We start from the raw sequence: 15,239 nt of genomic DNA on the forward strand, positions 1-15,239 counted from the left end.
CACGCTGGCGATTCTGCCACGCTATTAGCGCCCTAACTGGCTGGCAAATAATCCGGCAGCGCGTACCGCATCCACCGCAATCTGGCCAAGTTGCTGATTAATCGCATCAGCAAGACCAATAGTTGAGAAACCGGTGCAAGAGAATGCAATAACTTCAATGCCTTGTCGGTAAAGCTCATCCGCGCAGGCCAGCGCGCTCTGTCGTCCATGAGATGACAGGAGATCGGTGGTATTTAACACACCTTCAGGTCGTGCATAGATAACCGACTCGCCGAGCAGCGCTTTGAACGGGCGCGGTGCTTCCGCCCCTATTCCCATCACCGCAACGGGACGTTGTAGCATCGCCGCAATACTGGCGGAGGCGCTACCGGCGCTAATAACCGGTATCGTTACTGTTTTGCGCAGCGCCTCTAATCCCGGATCGGCAGCACAGCTCAGGAAAATGGCATCACATCCTTCCGCCTGAAACTGCTGGCCTAGTGCAATGATTTTCGGCACGGCAATCGCTTCGCTGGCGTCGTCAAAAATGCCTTTTGGCTGATCGGGTATGCAACGACTTATCGAATCCAGTCCATATTGCTGGTGAATCAGCCGCCCATGCTCTTCAACAAAATTCTGATCCTGGTGGGTAAGTACCCGAATAATTCCTAACATTTTACAATCCCGTTAAAGCCAATGAGAGAAGGTTGTTAGCAGAACACTGCCGCGATACATATTTAACAAGAAGATATAACGCGTAAAAAAATACCGTCTACCGACAGTCAAGCGCGGGAAATAATAAGTGTTGTTACTCAATGATAAATTCCGATTACCGCCTTGGCCTTGACCATTCCGTTGATGTTTTCCTTATTACCGCGTCGGGTTTGCGTGGTTACCACGCTTTTATTCTCTGGCGCAAAGTTGAGATGCTGAGCCTGCACTGATAAATGTCTGCCATTGGTCTTTGTCTGAATGCGTGTGCTGAAAACCCAGGCTACGCTCAATGGATACCGAGACAGAGGAGAAACTCATGAAATTTGATAATCAAGATGCGTTTGAACTTACGATGGCATTCATGAACCGCAAAGAGAACATTTCTAGTGCCACAGGTTATTTCAAATCATTCGTTGAAACCTACCAAAAATTTGATCGATGGTTAACGTCGCCCGATCCGATAAAAGCATTAGCGGATGAAAAAACAGCGGCAAAGGCCAAAGAAGAGACGCTGTTCTAGGTCTTGGTTCCTGTTATTTGTTTTAGGTAATGATTGAGTCGTGCAGTCACGCGAAACGCTTAATGCACGGCTAATCTCACACTAACTTTTACTGAGAGAATAGCTGAAGACTTTGCCGTTTTTCATCTGCACTGTCAGCGTTTTCCCTTCGGTAGTATCCATTGTTCTGGCTTCGCTGTAAGTCCATTTGAGAAGTTGTTGTCCATCAGGATAAGGCGTTTCTGCATTGGGTTGGCCGAACAACGCAATCAATTCTGGTTTAGTCGTCACCCCTTTTTGGATTTTCTGAAAGCCGGCGTTATCAATATTTCGCCCAACAGAGTTAGAGCAAGCGCAGAGCAACAGAATCATGCCAGCAACGACTAAGGCTTTGTTCACACTCTGGTTCCTGTAAGAAAGTCTGACTCGGGTCTTAACGAATAAAAAACCGCCCGTAGGCGGCTCTCTTTATTTTGTTTCTTCTAGCTCAAGCGCATCCTGAATAGCATCCGCAAGGTTTGCAATTTCATTCGCTACAGCCTGTAAATCCCAGGCCGCTTTAGAACCGTTAGCGGATGTTGCTGCACTGACAGATTTTTCCGCTACCGCTAACGCAGCCGCTACGGCGACCGTACGCTTGTGCTGCTCTTGCGTAACGCCTGCTGATGGCAGTCCAAAATAATCGTTAACCATTGCCTTTCCCTTTTTAATCCTTTGAAGCTACACCTTAACTTTTGAGCCCTGCTTCGTGAAGCTAATTATTGCGTTTGTTTAGCACATCAGACAAATCTCTCAGACGCTTCGTCTGAATTCTGTACCAGCGCATACCTTCACCCATAAAAAAACCGCCCTTAGGCGGTAAAAATTATTAAGCTTTTTATATTCAGTTATTTAACTGAATCTGGCAGTTCTGTTTTTGTATAGTTATACAGTTTTCCGTTGCAATGCAAAGGCCCAACCCGACCGGCTTCTAGTAGCATTTGCTCAAGGACATTTTCAAAGACGGATGTACCATGATGGGCGCGCAAAATGCACATCTGTCTTAAAACTGATTCTTTCGGCATATTACCGCGCAATGCGGACGTGAGCATTAAAGATGCCCACCTTCTGACTTCAGGGTCTGTAAGCACAATTACCTCCTTCATCCGATGTGGGTAACATGTAGTTTAGCCAGGTTACATTTATCACGCTAAGTAATTATCAGAAGTGTGAGCTAAGCGGAATCTTTACTACAAGCGTCGCTTTACTTCGCTCGCTAAGCGGGATCTTAATCGACGATCAAACGCTGAAAAATGGCTGAAGAAACATTGTTTAAGTGAAAGAGCCGCCCGAAGACGGCTCAGCTGAACTTAACGTTCGGGAAGGTCATCCTCAGGAAACTCAGAGTCTTCCGGCGCTTCTTCATCATCACCGGGTATATAGTCGTCGTCGCCAGGAACCTGATTACCTCCAGGAAGCGGGTCAATATCATCGGGTCTTTCTGACATATATTCCTCCTGTTACCCATGTGGGTAAAAGAAGTTTAGCTTCAGGATAAACGGTCTATTTAAGGAAATTGCTGACTTGTGATTCAAGCGTAAATCTGCAAAATTTTAAGCAGCATCCGCTTGGCTCTATAGCGATCTTACGTTCTCTGCCTCATTAATTTCAGGTACTGATCGCGCGCCTTAGGGCTTAACATTTTGCTCAATCTGGCACGCTTTTTTATGCCGTCATTGCGTTGTCATAAAACACGTGCAACGTTTTACACTATTATAATGTTGTTGTTAGCAGTCAGATGTTCAGTGTTTATAAACCCCGTCGTAGCAGGCTTTCCGTACAGCTTGCATTCTGGTAAAGCATTTGAGGAACTGAATGAAGCAAATCATCCGCGGTGATAAAGAACCTTCCCATATTCTTGCAGCAACTCGAGCGCTTGAAGCGCACTACTCCCGCTACGGAGAAGGCAATAAGTATCATCCTGTCATCTATTCCATCGCCTACCGGGCCAGATATTATCAGATAGAGGTTATAACCCGACGTGAAACGATGGTTGCTTCCGTGATCACGGGCGTGCGTAAACTTACCCATCTCTCTGGCGCTGCCTGAGATCGTGATAAAGAGCGCTGGCTCAACTTGAGCTCTCGCCGATTTAACGCTAAAGATAGACGTATCGGTTTTAAAAGAGGGACAGCATGATGCAGAAAAAGAAATGGTTCGTTTCCTATGCGGTAAAACCCAAAGAGCAGGAAACAAAAACATTCCATACCTTCATCGAGGGCCTGGATGTTGAGGAAGAGTTGGAAAAGCACATCTTTGAAATCAAAGAGTTGATGGACCTGGAAACAGAAGAAATCACCGTAATTTCTGTTAGCTTGGTTTAGTGTGATTAGCCGTTCAGTTGGACGTTTTTGTCAGTCAGCCAATTCAGGCTAACGAAACCTTCCCTGGCGAAGAAAGGCGACCTTTGCTCAGGGTCGCCTTTTTAATGTCATCCGCAGATTTATTCGATCTACCCATAGTGATTAAACATCAGGTGGATGGCATGTTTTCACTGCTTTGTTTACGTTGGGTAAACCAGATAAATGCGCATGAAAGCCCGGCTAGCAACGCAGCGCCAGAGAATATCCATGAAATATTGCCGGGAATGAACACCATGAATGAAGACAAAAACTGCCCAGAAAATATCGCCATGGCAAGATAAGCCAGGTTTCGTCCGCGCACCGCTTCTTCGCTGTGATCCACCGTCATATGGTTTACCAAGGGAATTGACAGGCCGAATCCGCATCCGAGCAAAACACCCCCAAGCATGAAAATAGGCAACGCCGCAGCGAATGAAAACATCAAATGTGCGGCAAGGTAACAAACAAAAGCGATGATCAGCGTACGATGGCCACCAAGTTGTTTCATAACTTCAGGCATGACCGCAGCGGCAATCACCGCAATCAGTGAAATGAAAGAGAGGAAATAGCCCGTTTCAGCTGCGCCAATACCCTGTTGATGGAAATATTCTGGAATCAAAATGATCGCAGTGAAAAAACTCACCATGGATAACAGCGCAGCCATATAAACCGGTTTAAGTACCCCTGAAACGGGGGTTTTGGCGACCTCACTTTTCTGAGGCGCAACAGGATGCGGCACGAAACGCAGCTGCATCAGCAGCAATACCCAGCCCATCAAATAGAGCAAAAAGGGCCAACGCCAGCTCAGTGTTGCAAGAATGCCGCCGATAAACAGAAAGATGACTCCGCCGAGTTCAATCGACATGCCCTGACGGGCAATCATTTTCAAGCGAGCATCGTCTTGATAGAAGCTGGAAATTAAGCCCGTACCTGCCGACATGACAATGGCAGTCGCGCCGCCAAGCAGCAAGCGATCAAGCATAATGGCATAAAAACCATGAAGGAAAACGCCACCTGCGCCCAGTACACCATACAAAAATAGGCCCCACGCTAAACTGTGCCAGGCGCCGAAGCGATCGATCAGGCGGCCAGCCAAGGGGCCAAATACCACAACACCAAGAGAAGGTACCGTAACTAACCAACTGGCGGCATGACTTACGCCTAATGCGGGCGCGATTTCACTTAATCCAGGGACAATGACGCAACCCACCATAATAGTAAGGCATGCCACGCCGAGTAACGTAAACGCGCCTGCATTTCGAAGTTCAGCCACAGAATCACCCTTGCTACTTATCCGCATATTGGTTTGTGTATCCATTATACGGATAGCGTGCACAATGACGAGTGTTGCCGCTGAATAAAACATTCATGTTATATTCCCCGCCTGCTGTAGGCGAAACGGTAAGGAGAGCGGAATGCGTGAAGCAAACGAAAATCAGGGTTCACAGGTGATTATACGTGCGGCTCAGATTCTGCGTGCGCTTGAAAGCCAACCGCGTGGGTTATCGATAACTGCGTTAGCAAAAGAGACGGGATTGCCACGCACGACAGTGCATCGTTTGGTGATGTCGCTGGAATCTCAACAACTTCTGATCAACGGCGTTAACGGCGTGCAACTGGGCCCGGCTTTAGCTCGCCTCGCGGCTTCTGCCCATACCGATCTCGTGACCCTCTCTCGCCCAGCCATGGAAATGTTAAGCCGGCGTACCCATGAAACGGTTAATCTCAGTGTTTATCGCGGCATGCATGTCGTGCTGGTCAGCCAGTATGCTTCGGATCAAGAGCTACGGGTGATCTCTCCATTGGGAACAGCGTTTCCTTGCCATTCCTCTGCCCATGGCAAGGCACTTTGGGCTTCTCAACCACCAGCCAATATCGATACATTCCTTAAATCAGGTCTGGACGCACGAACAAAAAGTACAATCACTCACAAACAGGCGTTACTCACGGAACTGGAAACAGTACGCAATTCAGGGTTTGCCATCGATCGCGAAGAACACGCACGCGGGGTATGCGCCATTGGCGTGGTATTGAATACGCATCTCAGCGAACAATATGCACTTTCTATTGCAGTCCCAGCCCTGCGCTTTGAAGAGAAATATGATTCTCTTTTATCGATGTTGATGCAGTGCAAAGCAGAGATTGAAACATTGCTTGATGCCGCAAATTGAGCCTGCAAGACGAAACAGTATGCCGAAATCAATGTTTTCACCTGTTACGAGAACGCGTAACAGGATGTTGTAACTATGAACTAAAAAGATTTGATGATGTCACTGTCTGGTAATGACCTGCCATAACAGCAGGCCTTTAATTATCACCAGCGGGTTTTTTGCATATCAATAACGAAGCGATATTTCACATCACTCTTTAACATGCGTGCAAACGCAGCTTCAGTTTCATCACCCTTAATCATTTCGACATCGGCGGTAATGTTGTGTTGCCCACAGAAATCCAACATTTCCTGCGTCTCACGAATGCTGCCGATCGAGGTGCCGGTAATGCTTAAGCGACGAAAGACCATCGGCGTCACGTTGGGTGATGGATGCGGCTGATCGGGAATTCCTACCAACACCAGATGACCATTGGTTTTTAGCGTGGCGAGATAAGGATCGAGGTCGTGAGGCGCTGCGACACAATCCAAAATGATATCCAGCGAAGTTTGGCACGCAGCCATTTGTTCAGCATCACGTGAAACCACAACGCGTTTTGCGCCTAAGCGCAGAGCATCTTCACCTTTGTTCGGCGAAGTGGTGAACAAGGTAACTTCCGCGCCCAATGCGCTAGCCAGTTTAACCGCCATATGACCCAAGCCGCCTAAACCAATCACACCCACGCGATCACCGGCTTTTACATTGAAGTGGCGCAGCGGCGACCAAACGGTAACGCCCGCGCACAACAGCGGCGCAACCGCGTTTAACGGCAAGTTATCTGGAATAGAAACGACGAAACGATGATCGGCCACCACATGCTGTGCATAACCGCCAAATGTCGTGCCGCCAGTATATTTATCGGTACCGTTATAGGTTGGTGTGAAGCCTTCAGCACAGTATTGCTCTTCCTGCTGCTGACAGAAATGGCAGTTGCCGCAAGAATCGACCATGACGCCAACGCCGACAATGTCACCCGTGTTGAAGTTAGCGACGCTCTCACCCGTTTCCACGATGCGTCCCACGATTTCATGTCCCGGAACCAACGGATAGCGGCTTACGCCCCACTCGTTACGGGCCATATGCAAGTCAGAATGACACACGCCGCAATAGAGAATTTCAATCTTAACGTCATCAGCTTGCATGTCGCGCAGTTCAACTTGACCCGCTTTTAGTGGCTGTGATGCATCATCGGCAATCAGTGCATTAATTTTCATTGTGGCCTCCTGAATCTCTGCCGTTCTGGCAGAAAAGAAAGCGACACACTATAGACACGTGGCCCCCAAGTTGATAGTAGTTACCTTTTAGTTACCGTCTATTAAGGAGAGGATATGCCTGCCTGGATCGAAGGGAAATTATGCTTTTTTGCCGATTCGCCACCGCGTAGATTGCTTGAACTGTTCGCAGTGAAATGGAGCACCATGGTGTTGCATGCGCTCTATCACTGGCCGAAAAATTGCGCGCGTACCGGCGAGCTTGAGCGAAGCCTGCAGGGCATTTCAAAAAAGATGTTGATTCAAACCTTACGTGAGCTTGAGCAGCGCGGATTAGTTTCGCGTTATGTGTATGAAGTGGTTCCACCCAAAGTGGAATACAGTTTGACGCCGTTAGGAAAAACGTTCGCCGAGCCCATTGAGGTAATGTATCAATGGGGGCTTGATAATCAGGCGGCGCTGGATGAAATGGAAGCGAATGCTCGCACCGCGAAGCATTAAGCTGATTTACGGGCCATCAGGCGCGCAAGCTTGTCACGATCGACGTCACTGGCAGGATTGAATACCACCAGACTCAAGCCAGGTTTACCCTCAACGGTAAAAGTACTGTATTCAAGATCAATCAAGCCCTCCTCAGCGATGAGTAGTTGTTTAAAGCCTTCGCCGTAATGACTGACATCTTGCGATTGCCACATTTCACAGAAGGTGGGGCTGAGCGATGAGAGTTCTTCGATGAGCGCCTGAACATGCGAACTGGCACCGGTGCGAGTGATATCGGCACGAAAGTTTGCCACTAAACGACGGGCCGCCGCTTCCCAGTTAGGCAGTGCAAGACGTTTCTTTGCCTCATCTTTAAACAACATTTTCATTACGTTGCGCTGTTCCGGTGGCAATGCGGCGTAATCGACAAAGAGTGTTGCAGCAGATCGGTTCCAGGCAACGACCTGCCATTCGGCGGTTTTAACCAATGCCGGCGTCATCGTCATGCTGTCCAAAACGCGTTGAAGTTGTGGGGAAACGCAGATACCACTCTGATATTCGACGCCAGGCAATCTATTTTGCGCCAGCAAAAACAGATGTTCGCGTTCGGCGGCTGACAGATCCAGCGCCTGAGCCAGACGCTCTAAAACCTCTGTTGAGGGTGCGCCACCACGGCCTTGCTCCAGCCAGGTATACCAGGTTGCGCTTACGCAGGCCCGCATCGCAACTTCTTCTCGCCGCAAGCCTGGCGTGCGGCGACGTTGCATTGAATAACCCAGTTGTGCGGCATCCAGACGAGTTCGTCGGTCACGTAGGAAATTCCCAAATCGGTTATCTTCGCTCATCACGCATCCTGTTAGTTTCAATACCGGTATAACGTCACGACTTTTCGCATTTTATTGACGCTCTATCATAGGTTAACACCAAACCCTGAGGAGCAGGATTATGCGAATTTTTGTGACGGGCGCGAGCGGTTTTATCGGTTCAGCCGTAGTCGACACGTTATTAAAACGGGGCCATCACGTCGTGGGTTTAGCCCGCAGTGATGCGGCCGCTGAGCAACTCAACGCGCTGGGTGCCGAAGTGACGCGTGGCTCGCTAGAAGATATCGCGAGTTTGCAGTCAGCCGCTGAACAGGCTGATGGCGTTATCCATACAGCATTCATACATGATTTCAGCCGCTTTCAGCATTCTGTTGAGGTCGATCAACGGGCGATCAATGGATTAGGCGATGCGCTGGCAGGCAGCAACAAACCCTTGATTGTGACATCCGGCACCATGTTATTGCCGCTTAACCATCTGGCGACTGAACAGAGCCCTACTGAAATGGGACGCAACCCGCGCGCGATGTCCGATATGGCCGCGCTGGCGTTGGTCGAACGCGGGATCCGCAGCGCATTGGTGCGGCTACCGCCAACCGTTCATGGCGCGGGCGATCATGGTTTCATCCCGATGCTAATTGCGCTGGCGAAGCAAAACGGTGTTGTTGTCTATATCGACGAGGGCGAGAACCTTTGGCCGGCGGTTCACCGCTACGATGCGGCAAAACTGTTTTGTTTGGCGGTGGAGCACGCGGCGGCGGGCACATCACTGCATGCTGTTCAGGAACAGGGCGTTTCTTTCAAACAGATAGCAGAAGTGATTGGAACCGGACTTAACCTGCCCGTAAAGTCAGTGACGCTGGAGGAAGCACCGCATTATCTTAGTTGGATGACACACTTTGTGGCTGCCAATAACCCCACCTCAAGTCGCTGGACGCAAGAAACGTTGGGTTGGCTACCTTCAGGGCCGGATCTGCTCAGCGACTTACGCAACACAGATTATTTTTGATTGTTATAGAGGCATGTATTGTCGGTGTTAAACAGCAAAAGGGCCGCATCTGCGGCCTTTTTGCTGTGTGGTTAACGCCATTAATCAAATGGGAATTCACGCGCCAAAACGCGAGAAATAACGTTCAATGCACCTTCATCATTATTGTTTTCCGTTTTGTAACGGGCTACAGCGCTGACCGAGTCCACCGCATTTGCCATCGCAAAGCTAAAATAAGCCTGACGCAACATCTCGATGTCATTCGCGCTATCGCCAATAGCCAGCACTTCGCAATCGCTGATGCCCCATTTTTCTTGCAGCAAGGCGATACCGTGCGCTTTATGGCAACCCGGAATAATTAAATCGATAAAACCAAAGCCGCTGGAAACGGGATGCATGATGTTTTCAACTTCGCCGAGTTGCGTATGCAAGCGTTCCAGCAGTGCATCAACGCCTTCGTGGGCAAGATTGAGCGAGAATTTAAAAATGGTGTCATCAATGTCGTAAAGATCGTCGCGCTTTTCCAGTCGATAGTAGTGATTCGTCAACATGGCAACGACGTCATCCGATATCGATGAATGCACATAGGCTCCTTTTTTACCGCATACGACGGTGCTGATTTCAGGCTCTTTCGCCAAAATATCTAACACCTGATGCACTTTTTCTTTGGCTAACTCACCGCAAAAGATCTCTTCATTGCTGTCAGAAACCCACGCGCCATTTTCAGCAACAAAGGCGATTTCATCTTTGAGTTCGGGAAAATAACGCTGCAATTGATAATATTGATTACCACTGGCTACAACAAAACGGATGCCCTTCTCTTTCAATAACGCATATTGGCGCGAAAACCGTTGGACGTTGTACTGCTTGTTTTCATCCAAAAACGTACCATCCATATCAACTGCAATCATTTTTACTGCCATTTCGCCCACCCCTTTGCTGACGCCGTGTTGTCCTTTCGGCTTGTTAACGTGATGCCTAAAGCTTAATCGCTGTGTGGATTAATGAGAATTCAAATAATGAGTTTGTGAAGCGGTTTAGGAGCGTTCCTTAATGAATCCTGTGTTATCGCTCACGCTTTTTGTCGTTGCATTAATGTTAATCTCGCCCCTATCATTACGAACGAAGACTATAAAACTTACGTTCGAAACTCAACCCTGTATCTGGCGGAGCGATATATGACAGTGAAATCACAGGCAACACCTTTACCTCAAGATATCAAAATGGCCATTCGACAACTGAAGCAGCAGCTCCGCCAGCAAATTGGCGATGTTGATGCGCTGTTTGCCAAGATTTGCAGCCGTATTGAAAAGTCGATTGAAGACGCAAAAGCGGAGGAATTAAAAACCGGTAGTGCCTGGCCGAGCATCACGTTGCAGCAAATCGCAAACAATGAGGTTTCGAATGAAATCCGCGATCATATCAAACAGCGCGGCTGTTTGGTGGTGAAACAGCAGTTTTCTCGTGAGCAGGCACTCGCCTGGGACAAGTCGATGCTCGACTATCTGGACGCCAATGATTTCGACAAACAGTATCGTGGCCCCGGCGATAACTTTTTCGGGAGCCTTGATGCTTCACGTCCAGAAATCTACCCGATTTACTGGTCTCAGGCGCAGATGCAGGCGCGACAAAGCGATGCGATGAATCAGGTTCAGTCGTTTCTTAATCGCTTATGGAGATTCGAATCCGAGGGCAAACAATGGTTTGATCCCGATGTGAGCGTTATTTATCCCGATCGCATTCGCCGACGTTTGCCTGGCACCACCTCCAAAGGATTAGGTGCGCACACCGATTCCGGTGCGCTGGAACGCTGGTTGCTTCCCGCCTATCAAAAAGTTTTTGCCTCTGTTTTCAGTGGCGATATTGATGCTTACGATCCCTGGAATGCGGCTTATCGTACCGAAGTGAACGAGTACGATGTGCCGGATACCACGAAATGCTCGGTGTTCCGTACTTTCCAGGGGTGGACAGCGTTATCCGATATGATTCCAGGTCAAGGCTTGCTGCATGTGGTTCCCGTGCCAGAAGCTATGGCATACGTGCTGCTGCGGCCACTTCTGTCTGATGTTCCTGATGATGAACTGTGCGGCGTTGCGCCGGGCAAAGTCCTGCCCATCAGTGAGAAATGGCATCCACATCTGATAAAAGGATTGAGTTCCATTCCAGCGCTTGAAGCGGGTGATTCCGTATGGTGGCATTGCGATGTCATTCACTCAGTGGCACCGGTGGAAAATCAGCAAGGTTGGGGCAATGTGATGTATATACCCGCCGCGCCGCTGTGTGAAAAGAATCTGGCTTATGCACATTTGGTGGCGAAAGCGCTGGAGCAAGGCCGCTCACCGGGAGACTTCCCGCCAGAGAATTATGAAGCTGAATGGAAAGATCGTTTCACGCTGGCAGATTTAAACCTCAACGGCAAACGTGCGCTGGGCTTAGCCTGATGACGATCCGCGTCGCCAGGCGGCGCGGATTCTCTGTTAAACTGTGCCCCTTATTTTCTAGCGAATAGCCGACATGAACGCACGTCATCAACAGATTATTCAATTGGTTAACACGCGAGGCAGCATCGCCGTCAGTGAACTGGCGCAGATCACCGGTGTTTCTGAAGTCACGGTACGTCAGGATCTCAACATGCTGGAGCGCGACCAGTTTCTTCGTCGCGTTCACGGGTCGGCCCTTGCGCTGGACAGCGATGACGTAGGCATGCGCATGAATACGCGTTACGGCATCAAGCAGGCGATTGCCAGCCACGCCGCCAGCCTGATCAACGAAGGTGAATCGGTTTTTATCGAAGGTGGCAGCACCAATGCTTTGCTGGCACGCACATTATCCGATCGTCGCGATGTTACCGTTATTACTGTCAGCCACTACATTGCTCACTTACTCAAAGAGGCGGCTTGTGAAGTGATTGTATTGGGTGGCATGTTGCAGAAAAGCAGTGAATCGATGGTCGGCCCGCTGACGCGTTACTGCGTACAGCAGGTTCATTTCCATAAAGCCTTTGTCGGTGTTGATGGCTGGCAGGCTGAAACCGGCTTCACAGGCCGTAATATGCTGCGCTGCGACGTCGTTGATGCCGTGCTGGCGAAGGGTGTTGAAACGTTCGTTCTGACCGACTCTTCCAAGTTTGGGCAAATCCATCCTTACCCACTGTCGCCGGGTTTTCAGGTTCGTCGGGTGATAACCGACAGCGCCCTTCATCCCACCCTCCTGACACAACTTCAGGAACAGAACGTGGCGGTTATTCAGGTTAATGAGAAGGTCGTCTGAAATGTGGGTGCTTTAACCTTGTCCCTGTTTTAGGTGTAATGTATGGGTGAACAGAGAGAAGATTCCGTTCGCCCTCATCAACACGTTTTTTAATACTAAACCCTGCGTGCTAAAAACAAGGCCGCCCCTTGCCATTCTGGGACAGATTAAATTGTCTATTTAGTCAATAATAACAGCGCTAAAAGGGATTTAATTTGGGAATTAAACGCGTAAAGCAGGAAAGTTTTATAACTAATAAAAGCTAAAAAGTAACTAACGTATATTACAGGGCGCGAAGATTATTTTAATTAAATAAGCCGGTATTCTTTGCAGAATTACCGGCTCTCTTCAACACGATTACGCGACCAAATCTTGTTCTTGCTGACGCGCCCTGCCAGGCCATTTTTTGAATGCGACTATTGCAATCAACATCGCTGACAAGCCAAACAGCGCCCCAACATAACCCACTGAGGAGAGTGAAAGATCAATGCTGACGGTTTGACCAACCAGCGCGCCTAAACCAATACCAATGTTGAAAATACCTGAGAACATTGCCATACCGATGTCGGTGGCTTCTGGGGCCAGCGTCAATACTTTCATCTGCATTCCCATACCGATGATCATGAATGCGATGCCCCAAAGCGCACAGATAGCGATCAAACCGCTCATGCTGTGGGCAACGCTTACCATTGTCATCAAACACAGGGTGAGTAGAGCTATCGCGCCAATCAGCAGGTTCGACAGATGTTTTTCACCATATTTGCTGAAAATAATGCTGCCACTGATCCCAGCCACACCGAAGATAAGCAGCAGCAGAGTGGCGAAGTTATGGCTCATTCCTGCCACTTGTTGCACAAACGGCTCGATATAGGTAAACGCGCTGAAATGCGCCGTCACAACGATGACCGCCAACGCATACAGGCTTAACAGCGCTGGATTCGTCAGTAATCCCGGCAGGCTTTTCAGTGATCCACTCTGTTCAGAGGTGACACGCGGCATAATTTTGATAATCATCGCCAACAGAATCATGGCGGCAACACCAATAACTAAAAAGGTGACGCGCCAGCCAAAACTTTGCCCAATGATACGGCCAAGTGGCAAGCCCAGCACGGATGCCAACGCCGTTGCCGTTGCCAATAAACCCAACGCCTGAGCGCGCTTCCCTGCAGGAGCAAGGCGAATAGCCAGCGAAGCTGTAATGGACCAGAACAGCGCATGTGCAAGCGCCACGCCAGCGCGGCTCACCAGCAAAACGTCAAAATTCCAGGCGAAAAATGAGAGCAGATGGCTGCCCGCAAACAAACTGAACAGGCTCAGCAGCAGCACGCGCCGATCAATTTTGCTGGTCATCAACATGAGTGGCAGCGACATAAGCGCCACGATCCAGGCATAAATTGTCAGCATGACGCCTGCCTGCGCACTCTCCATGCCAAAGCTCAATCCAATATCGGATAAAAGCCCAACAGGAATATATTCTGTGGTGTTAAAAATGAATGCTGCAACGGCAAGTGTTAAAACACGCAGCCATGCAACTTTACGGGACACCGTTTGCAAGTCAGACATAATTAATCAACCCTGGAACCTGAAATAAGAAAGCGCGCAATGGTAATGGCGCGAGCTTCCTTCATTCAAGCTTAATGTGATCAATGTCGCATTTTTCGCAAATCTGGCGCGTTGGGATTAGATATATTCAGCCATATGATTAGTATTCTCTATCCGAATCAAAATAAGTCTTATCATAAAAAATAAATGAACCGTTTTTTATTCTTGATATCGATATAATTTTTAATTGGGATTATTAAATAATATAAGCTTCCTTTAATCTCATTTCACATCGCATTAACAGAACCACTAAGCACGGCTACATTTCTCCTGTTTTTTTCGATACTCGCGTGGGCTAACGCCCATGTGGTGGCGGAATATGCGCGAGAAATAGAGCGGATCGTTATAGCCCACGGTCAGGGCGACCTGCGTTATCGCAAAGTTGGTTTTTTGCAGCAGCTCGCAGGCACGGGCGACACGCTGTTTTTCGCGCCAGGCCGATATCGTTTGGCCCGTCTCTTTCTTAAACAAGTGCGCTAAACGCGAAGGTGAAAGGCAGGCGAGTCGAGCCAACTGGTCGATATGGGTTTCTTGCGTCATGTGCTCATTAAGAAACTGGCAGAGTTTTTTAATACGCGGATCGATTCTGGGTTGCCGAAAGTCTGGCTGAGCGCGAAAGCACTCCAGAATCACCTTTTCGACAGCGTTCATTGCTAGCGCTTCCGCTAGCGGCTCATCGCTGACGCTAAGCTGAATAGCCTCCATAAAGCGCGATCGCATTTCTTCGGCTTCTTCAGGTGCCGTTAATACAAGCCGCCCGATTCCTTCCACACATTGATTCCATTGCAGCCACTCAAGCCAGTAAGTGCGCGGAATGAAATAAATCCACAAATGATCCCAATATTCACTCTGTTCATCGCGGCCGTAATGATGCGGCACGCCCGCCGGAAACAGTAAAACCTCGCCGGGCTGGCACTGAAAACTACCTTTGGAGGTATAGATTTTACCACTGCCACGCAGGGTTAAATTGAGGATCACTCCTTTCATACCGCCTGCGCGGTGGATAAAAAAGTCGAGTTTGCTGCCACGTGTAATGGGCGTAAAACCGGCTACCATCCAGGCGTTAAAAGTAAAACGCCGGACCAGCGGGGAAAAATCGACCATGCCTGTTTCTTCAACCTGTGCCATTTCTCTTGTTCTGCCGGGCTTGATAAGGTCAGGCAGC

The 15,239-nt window shown here is 48.9% G+C and carries 18 protein-coding genes; 8 read left to right on the forward strand and 10 right to left on the reverse strand.

Annotation, left to right across the window (positions count from 1 at the left end):
• Nucleotides 1–24: 24 nt before the first annotated feature.
• Nucleotides 25–654 (reverse strand): aspartate/glutamate racemase family protein, encoded by a 630-nt coding sequence (locus KQP84_RS23180; protein ID WP_215848465.1) that lies wholly within the window; start codon nt 652–654, stop codon nt 25–27.
• 355 nt (nt 655–1,009) lie between these two features.
• On the opposite strand from KQP84_RS23180, the gene KQP84_RS23185 reads away from it, so the two are divergent.
• Entirely contained in the window at nt 1,010–1,213 is a 204-nt protein-coding gene (locus KQP84_RS23185; protein ID WP_215848466.1) for a hypothetical protein, read from the forward strand.
• A gap of 81 nt (nt 1,214–1,294) precedes the next feature.
• Here the strand turns inward: KQP84_RS23185 and KQP84_RS23190 are convergent, their stop codons facing one another.
• From KQP84_RS23190 to KQP84_RS23200, 3 genes are all read right to left on the reverse strand, one after another.
• Nucleotides 1,295–1,564 carry a hypothetical protein gene (locus KQP84_RS23190; RefSeq protein WP_252515550.1) on the reverse strand — a complete coding sequence of 90 codons (270 nt, stop codon included), beginning with the start codon at nt 1,562–1,564 and terminating at the stop codon, nt 1,295–1,297.
• A 96-nt stretch (nt 1,565–1,660) separates the two neighbouring features.
• Complete coding sequence (locus KQP84_RS23195) at nt 1,661–1,885, reverse strand: hypothetical protein (RefSeq protein WP_215848468.1); 225 nt, start codon at nt 1,883–1,885, stop codon at nt 1,661–1,663.
• 656 nt (nt 1,886–2,541) lie between these two features.
• Nucleotides 2,542–2,679, reverse strand: coding sequence for a hypothetical protein (locus KQP84_RS23200; protein ID WP_215848469.1), 138 nt, complete (start codon nt 2,677–2,679; stop codon nt 2,542–2,544).
• Between the two features lie 367 nt (nt 2,680–3,046).
• Between KQP84_RS23200 and KQP84_RS23205 the strand changes: the two genes are divergently transcribed.
• Nucleotides 3,047–3,280 carry a DUF4060 family protein gene (locus KQP84_RS23205; protein WP_215848470.1) on the forward strand — a complete coding sequence of 78 codons (234 nt, stop codon included), beginning with the start codon at nt 3,047–3,049 and terminating at the stop codon, nt 3,278–3,280.
• A gap of 86 nt (nt 3,281–3,366) precedes the next feature.
• Nucleotides 3,367–3,555, forward strand: a complete 189-nt coding sequence (locus KQP84_RS23210) for a hypothetical protein (RefSeq protein ID WP_252515517.1) — start codon at nt 3,367–3,369, stop codon at nt 3,553–3,555.
• 148 nt (nt 3,556–3,703) lie between these two features.
• On the opposite strand, the gene KQP84_RS23215 is transcribed toward KQP84_RS23210, so the two are convergent.
• Nucleotides 3,704–4,846: an MFS transporter gene (locus tag KQP84_RS23215; RefSeq protein ID WP_309140188.1), complete on the reverse strand. Its 1,143-nt coding sequence runs from the start codon at nt 4,844–4,846 to the stop codon at nt 3,704–3,706.
• Nucleotides 4,847–4,988: 142 nt separating this feature from the next.
• Between KQP84_RS23215 and KQP84_RS23220 the strand changes: the two genes are divergently transcribed.
• Entirely contained in the window at nt 4,989–5,744 is a 756-nt protein-coding gene (locus KQP84_RS23220) for an IclR family transcriptional regulator (protein ID WP_215848471.1), read from the forward strand.
• A 143-nt stretch (nt 5,745–5,887) separates the two neighbouring features.
• Here KQP84_RS23220 and KQP84_RS23225 read toward each other — a convergent pair whose 3' ends face one another.
• Complete coding sequence (locus KQP84_RS23225; protein WP_215848472.1) at nt 5,888–6,937, reverse strand: NAD(P)-dependent alcohol dehydrogenase; 1,050 nt, start codon at nt 6,935–6,937, stop codon at nt 5,888–5,890.
• A gap of 114 nt (nt 6,938–7,051) precedes the next feature.
• On the opposite strand from KQP84_RS23225, the gene KQP84_RS23230 reads away from it, so the two are divergent.
• Nucleotides 7,052–7,435 (forward strand): winged helix-turn-helix transcriptional regulator, encoded by a 384-nt coding sequence (locus tag KQP84_RS23230; RefSeq protein WP_215848473.1) that lies wholly within the window; start codon nt 7,052–7,054, stop codon nt 7,433–7,435.
• Here KQP84_RS23230 and KQP84_RS23235 read toward each other — a convergent pair.
• Entirely contained in the window at nt 7,432–8,259 is an 828-nt protein-coding gene (locus KQP84_RS23235; protein ID WP_215848474.1) for a helix-turn-helix transcriptional regulator, read from the reverse strand. The two genes, KQP84_RS23230 and KQP84_RS23235, sit on opposite strands and share 4 nt — an antisense overlap.
• Nucleotides 8,260–8,359: 100 nt before the next feature.
• Between KQP84_RS23235 and KQP84_RS23240 the strand changes: the two genes are divergently transcribed.
• On the forward strand, nt 8,360–9,244 hold the full coding sequence (locus tag KQP84_RS23240; RefSeq protein ID WP_215848475.1) for an SDR family oxidoreductase: 885 nt from the start codon (nt 8,360–8,362) through the stop codon (nt 9,242–9,244).
• Nucleotides 9,245–9,324: 80 nt separating this feature from the next.
• Here the strand turns inward: KQP84_RS23240 and KQP84_RS23245 are convergent, their stop codons facing one another.
• Nucleotides 9,325–10,146, reverse strand: coding sequence for a Cof-type HAD-IIB family hydrolase (locus tag KQP84_RS23245; protein ID WP_215848476.1), 822 nt, complete (start codon nt 10,144–10,146; stop codon nt 9,325–9,327).
• Nucleotides 10,147–10,401: 255 nt separating this feature from the next.
• Between KQP84_RS23245 and KQP84_RS23250 the strand changes: the two genes are divergently transcribed.
• Nucleotides 10,402–11,664, forward strand: a complete 1,263-nt coding sequence (locus KQP84_RS23250) for a DUF1479 domain-containing protein (RefSeq protein WP_215848477.1) — start codon at nt 10,402–10,404, stop codon at nt 11,662–11,664.
• Between the two features lie 73 nt (nt 11,665–11,737).
• On the forward strand, nt 11,738–12,493 hold the full coding sequence (locus tag KQP84_RS23255) for a DeoR/GlpR family DNA-binding transcription regulator (protein WP_215848478.1): 756 nt from the start codon (nt 11,738–11,740) through the stop codon (nt 12,491–12,493).
• A gap of 336 nt (nt 12,494–12,829) precedes the next feature.
• Here the strand turns inward: KQP84_RS23255 and KQP84_RS23260 are convergent, their stop codons facing one another.
• Together KQP84_RS23260 and araC are read right to left on the reverse strand one after the other, a co-directional pair.
• Nucleotides 12,830–14,035, reverse strand: a complete 1,206-nt coding sequence (locus KQP84_RS23260) for a sugar transporter (RefSeq protein WP_215848479.1) — start codon at nt 14,033–14,035, stop codon at nt 12,830–12,832.
• A gap of 288 nt (nt 14,036–14,323) precedes the next feature.
• On the reverse strand, nt 14,324–15,202 hold the full coding sequence (gene araC / locus KQP84_RS23265; protein ID WP_215848480.1) for an arabinose operon transcriptional regulator AraC: 879 nt from the start codon (nt 15,200–15,202) through the stop codon (nt 14,324–14,326).
• Nucleotides 15,203–15,239 lie beyond the last annotated feature (37 nt).

Source organism: Candidatus Pantoea bituminis (assembly GCF_018842675.1).
Classification (GTDB): Bacteria; Pseudomonadota; Gammaproteobacteria; order Enterobacterales; family Enterobacteriaceae; genus Pantoea; species Pantoea phytostimulans.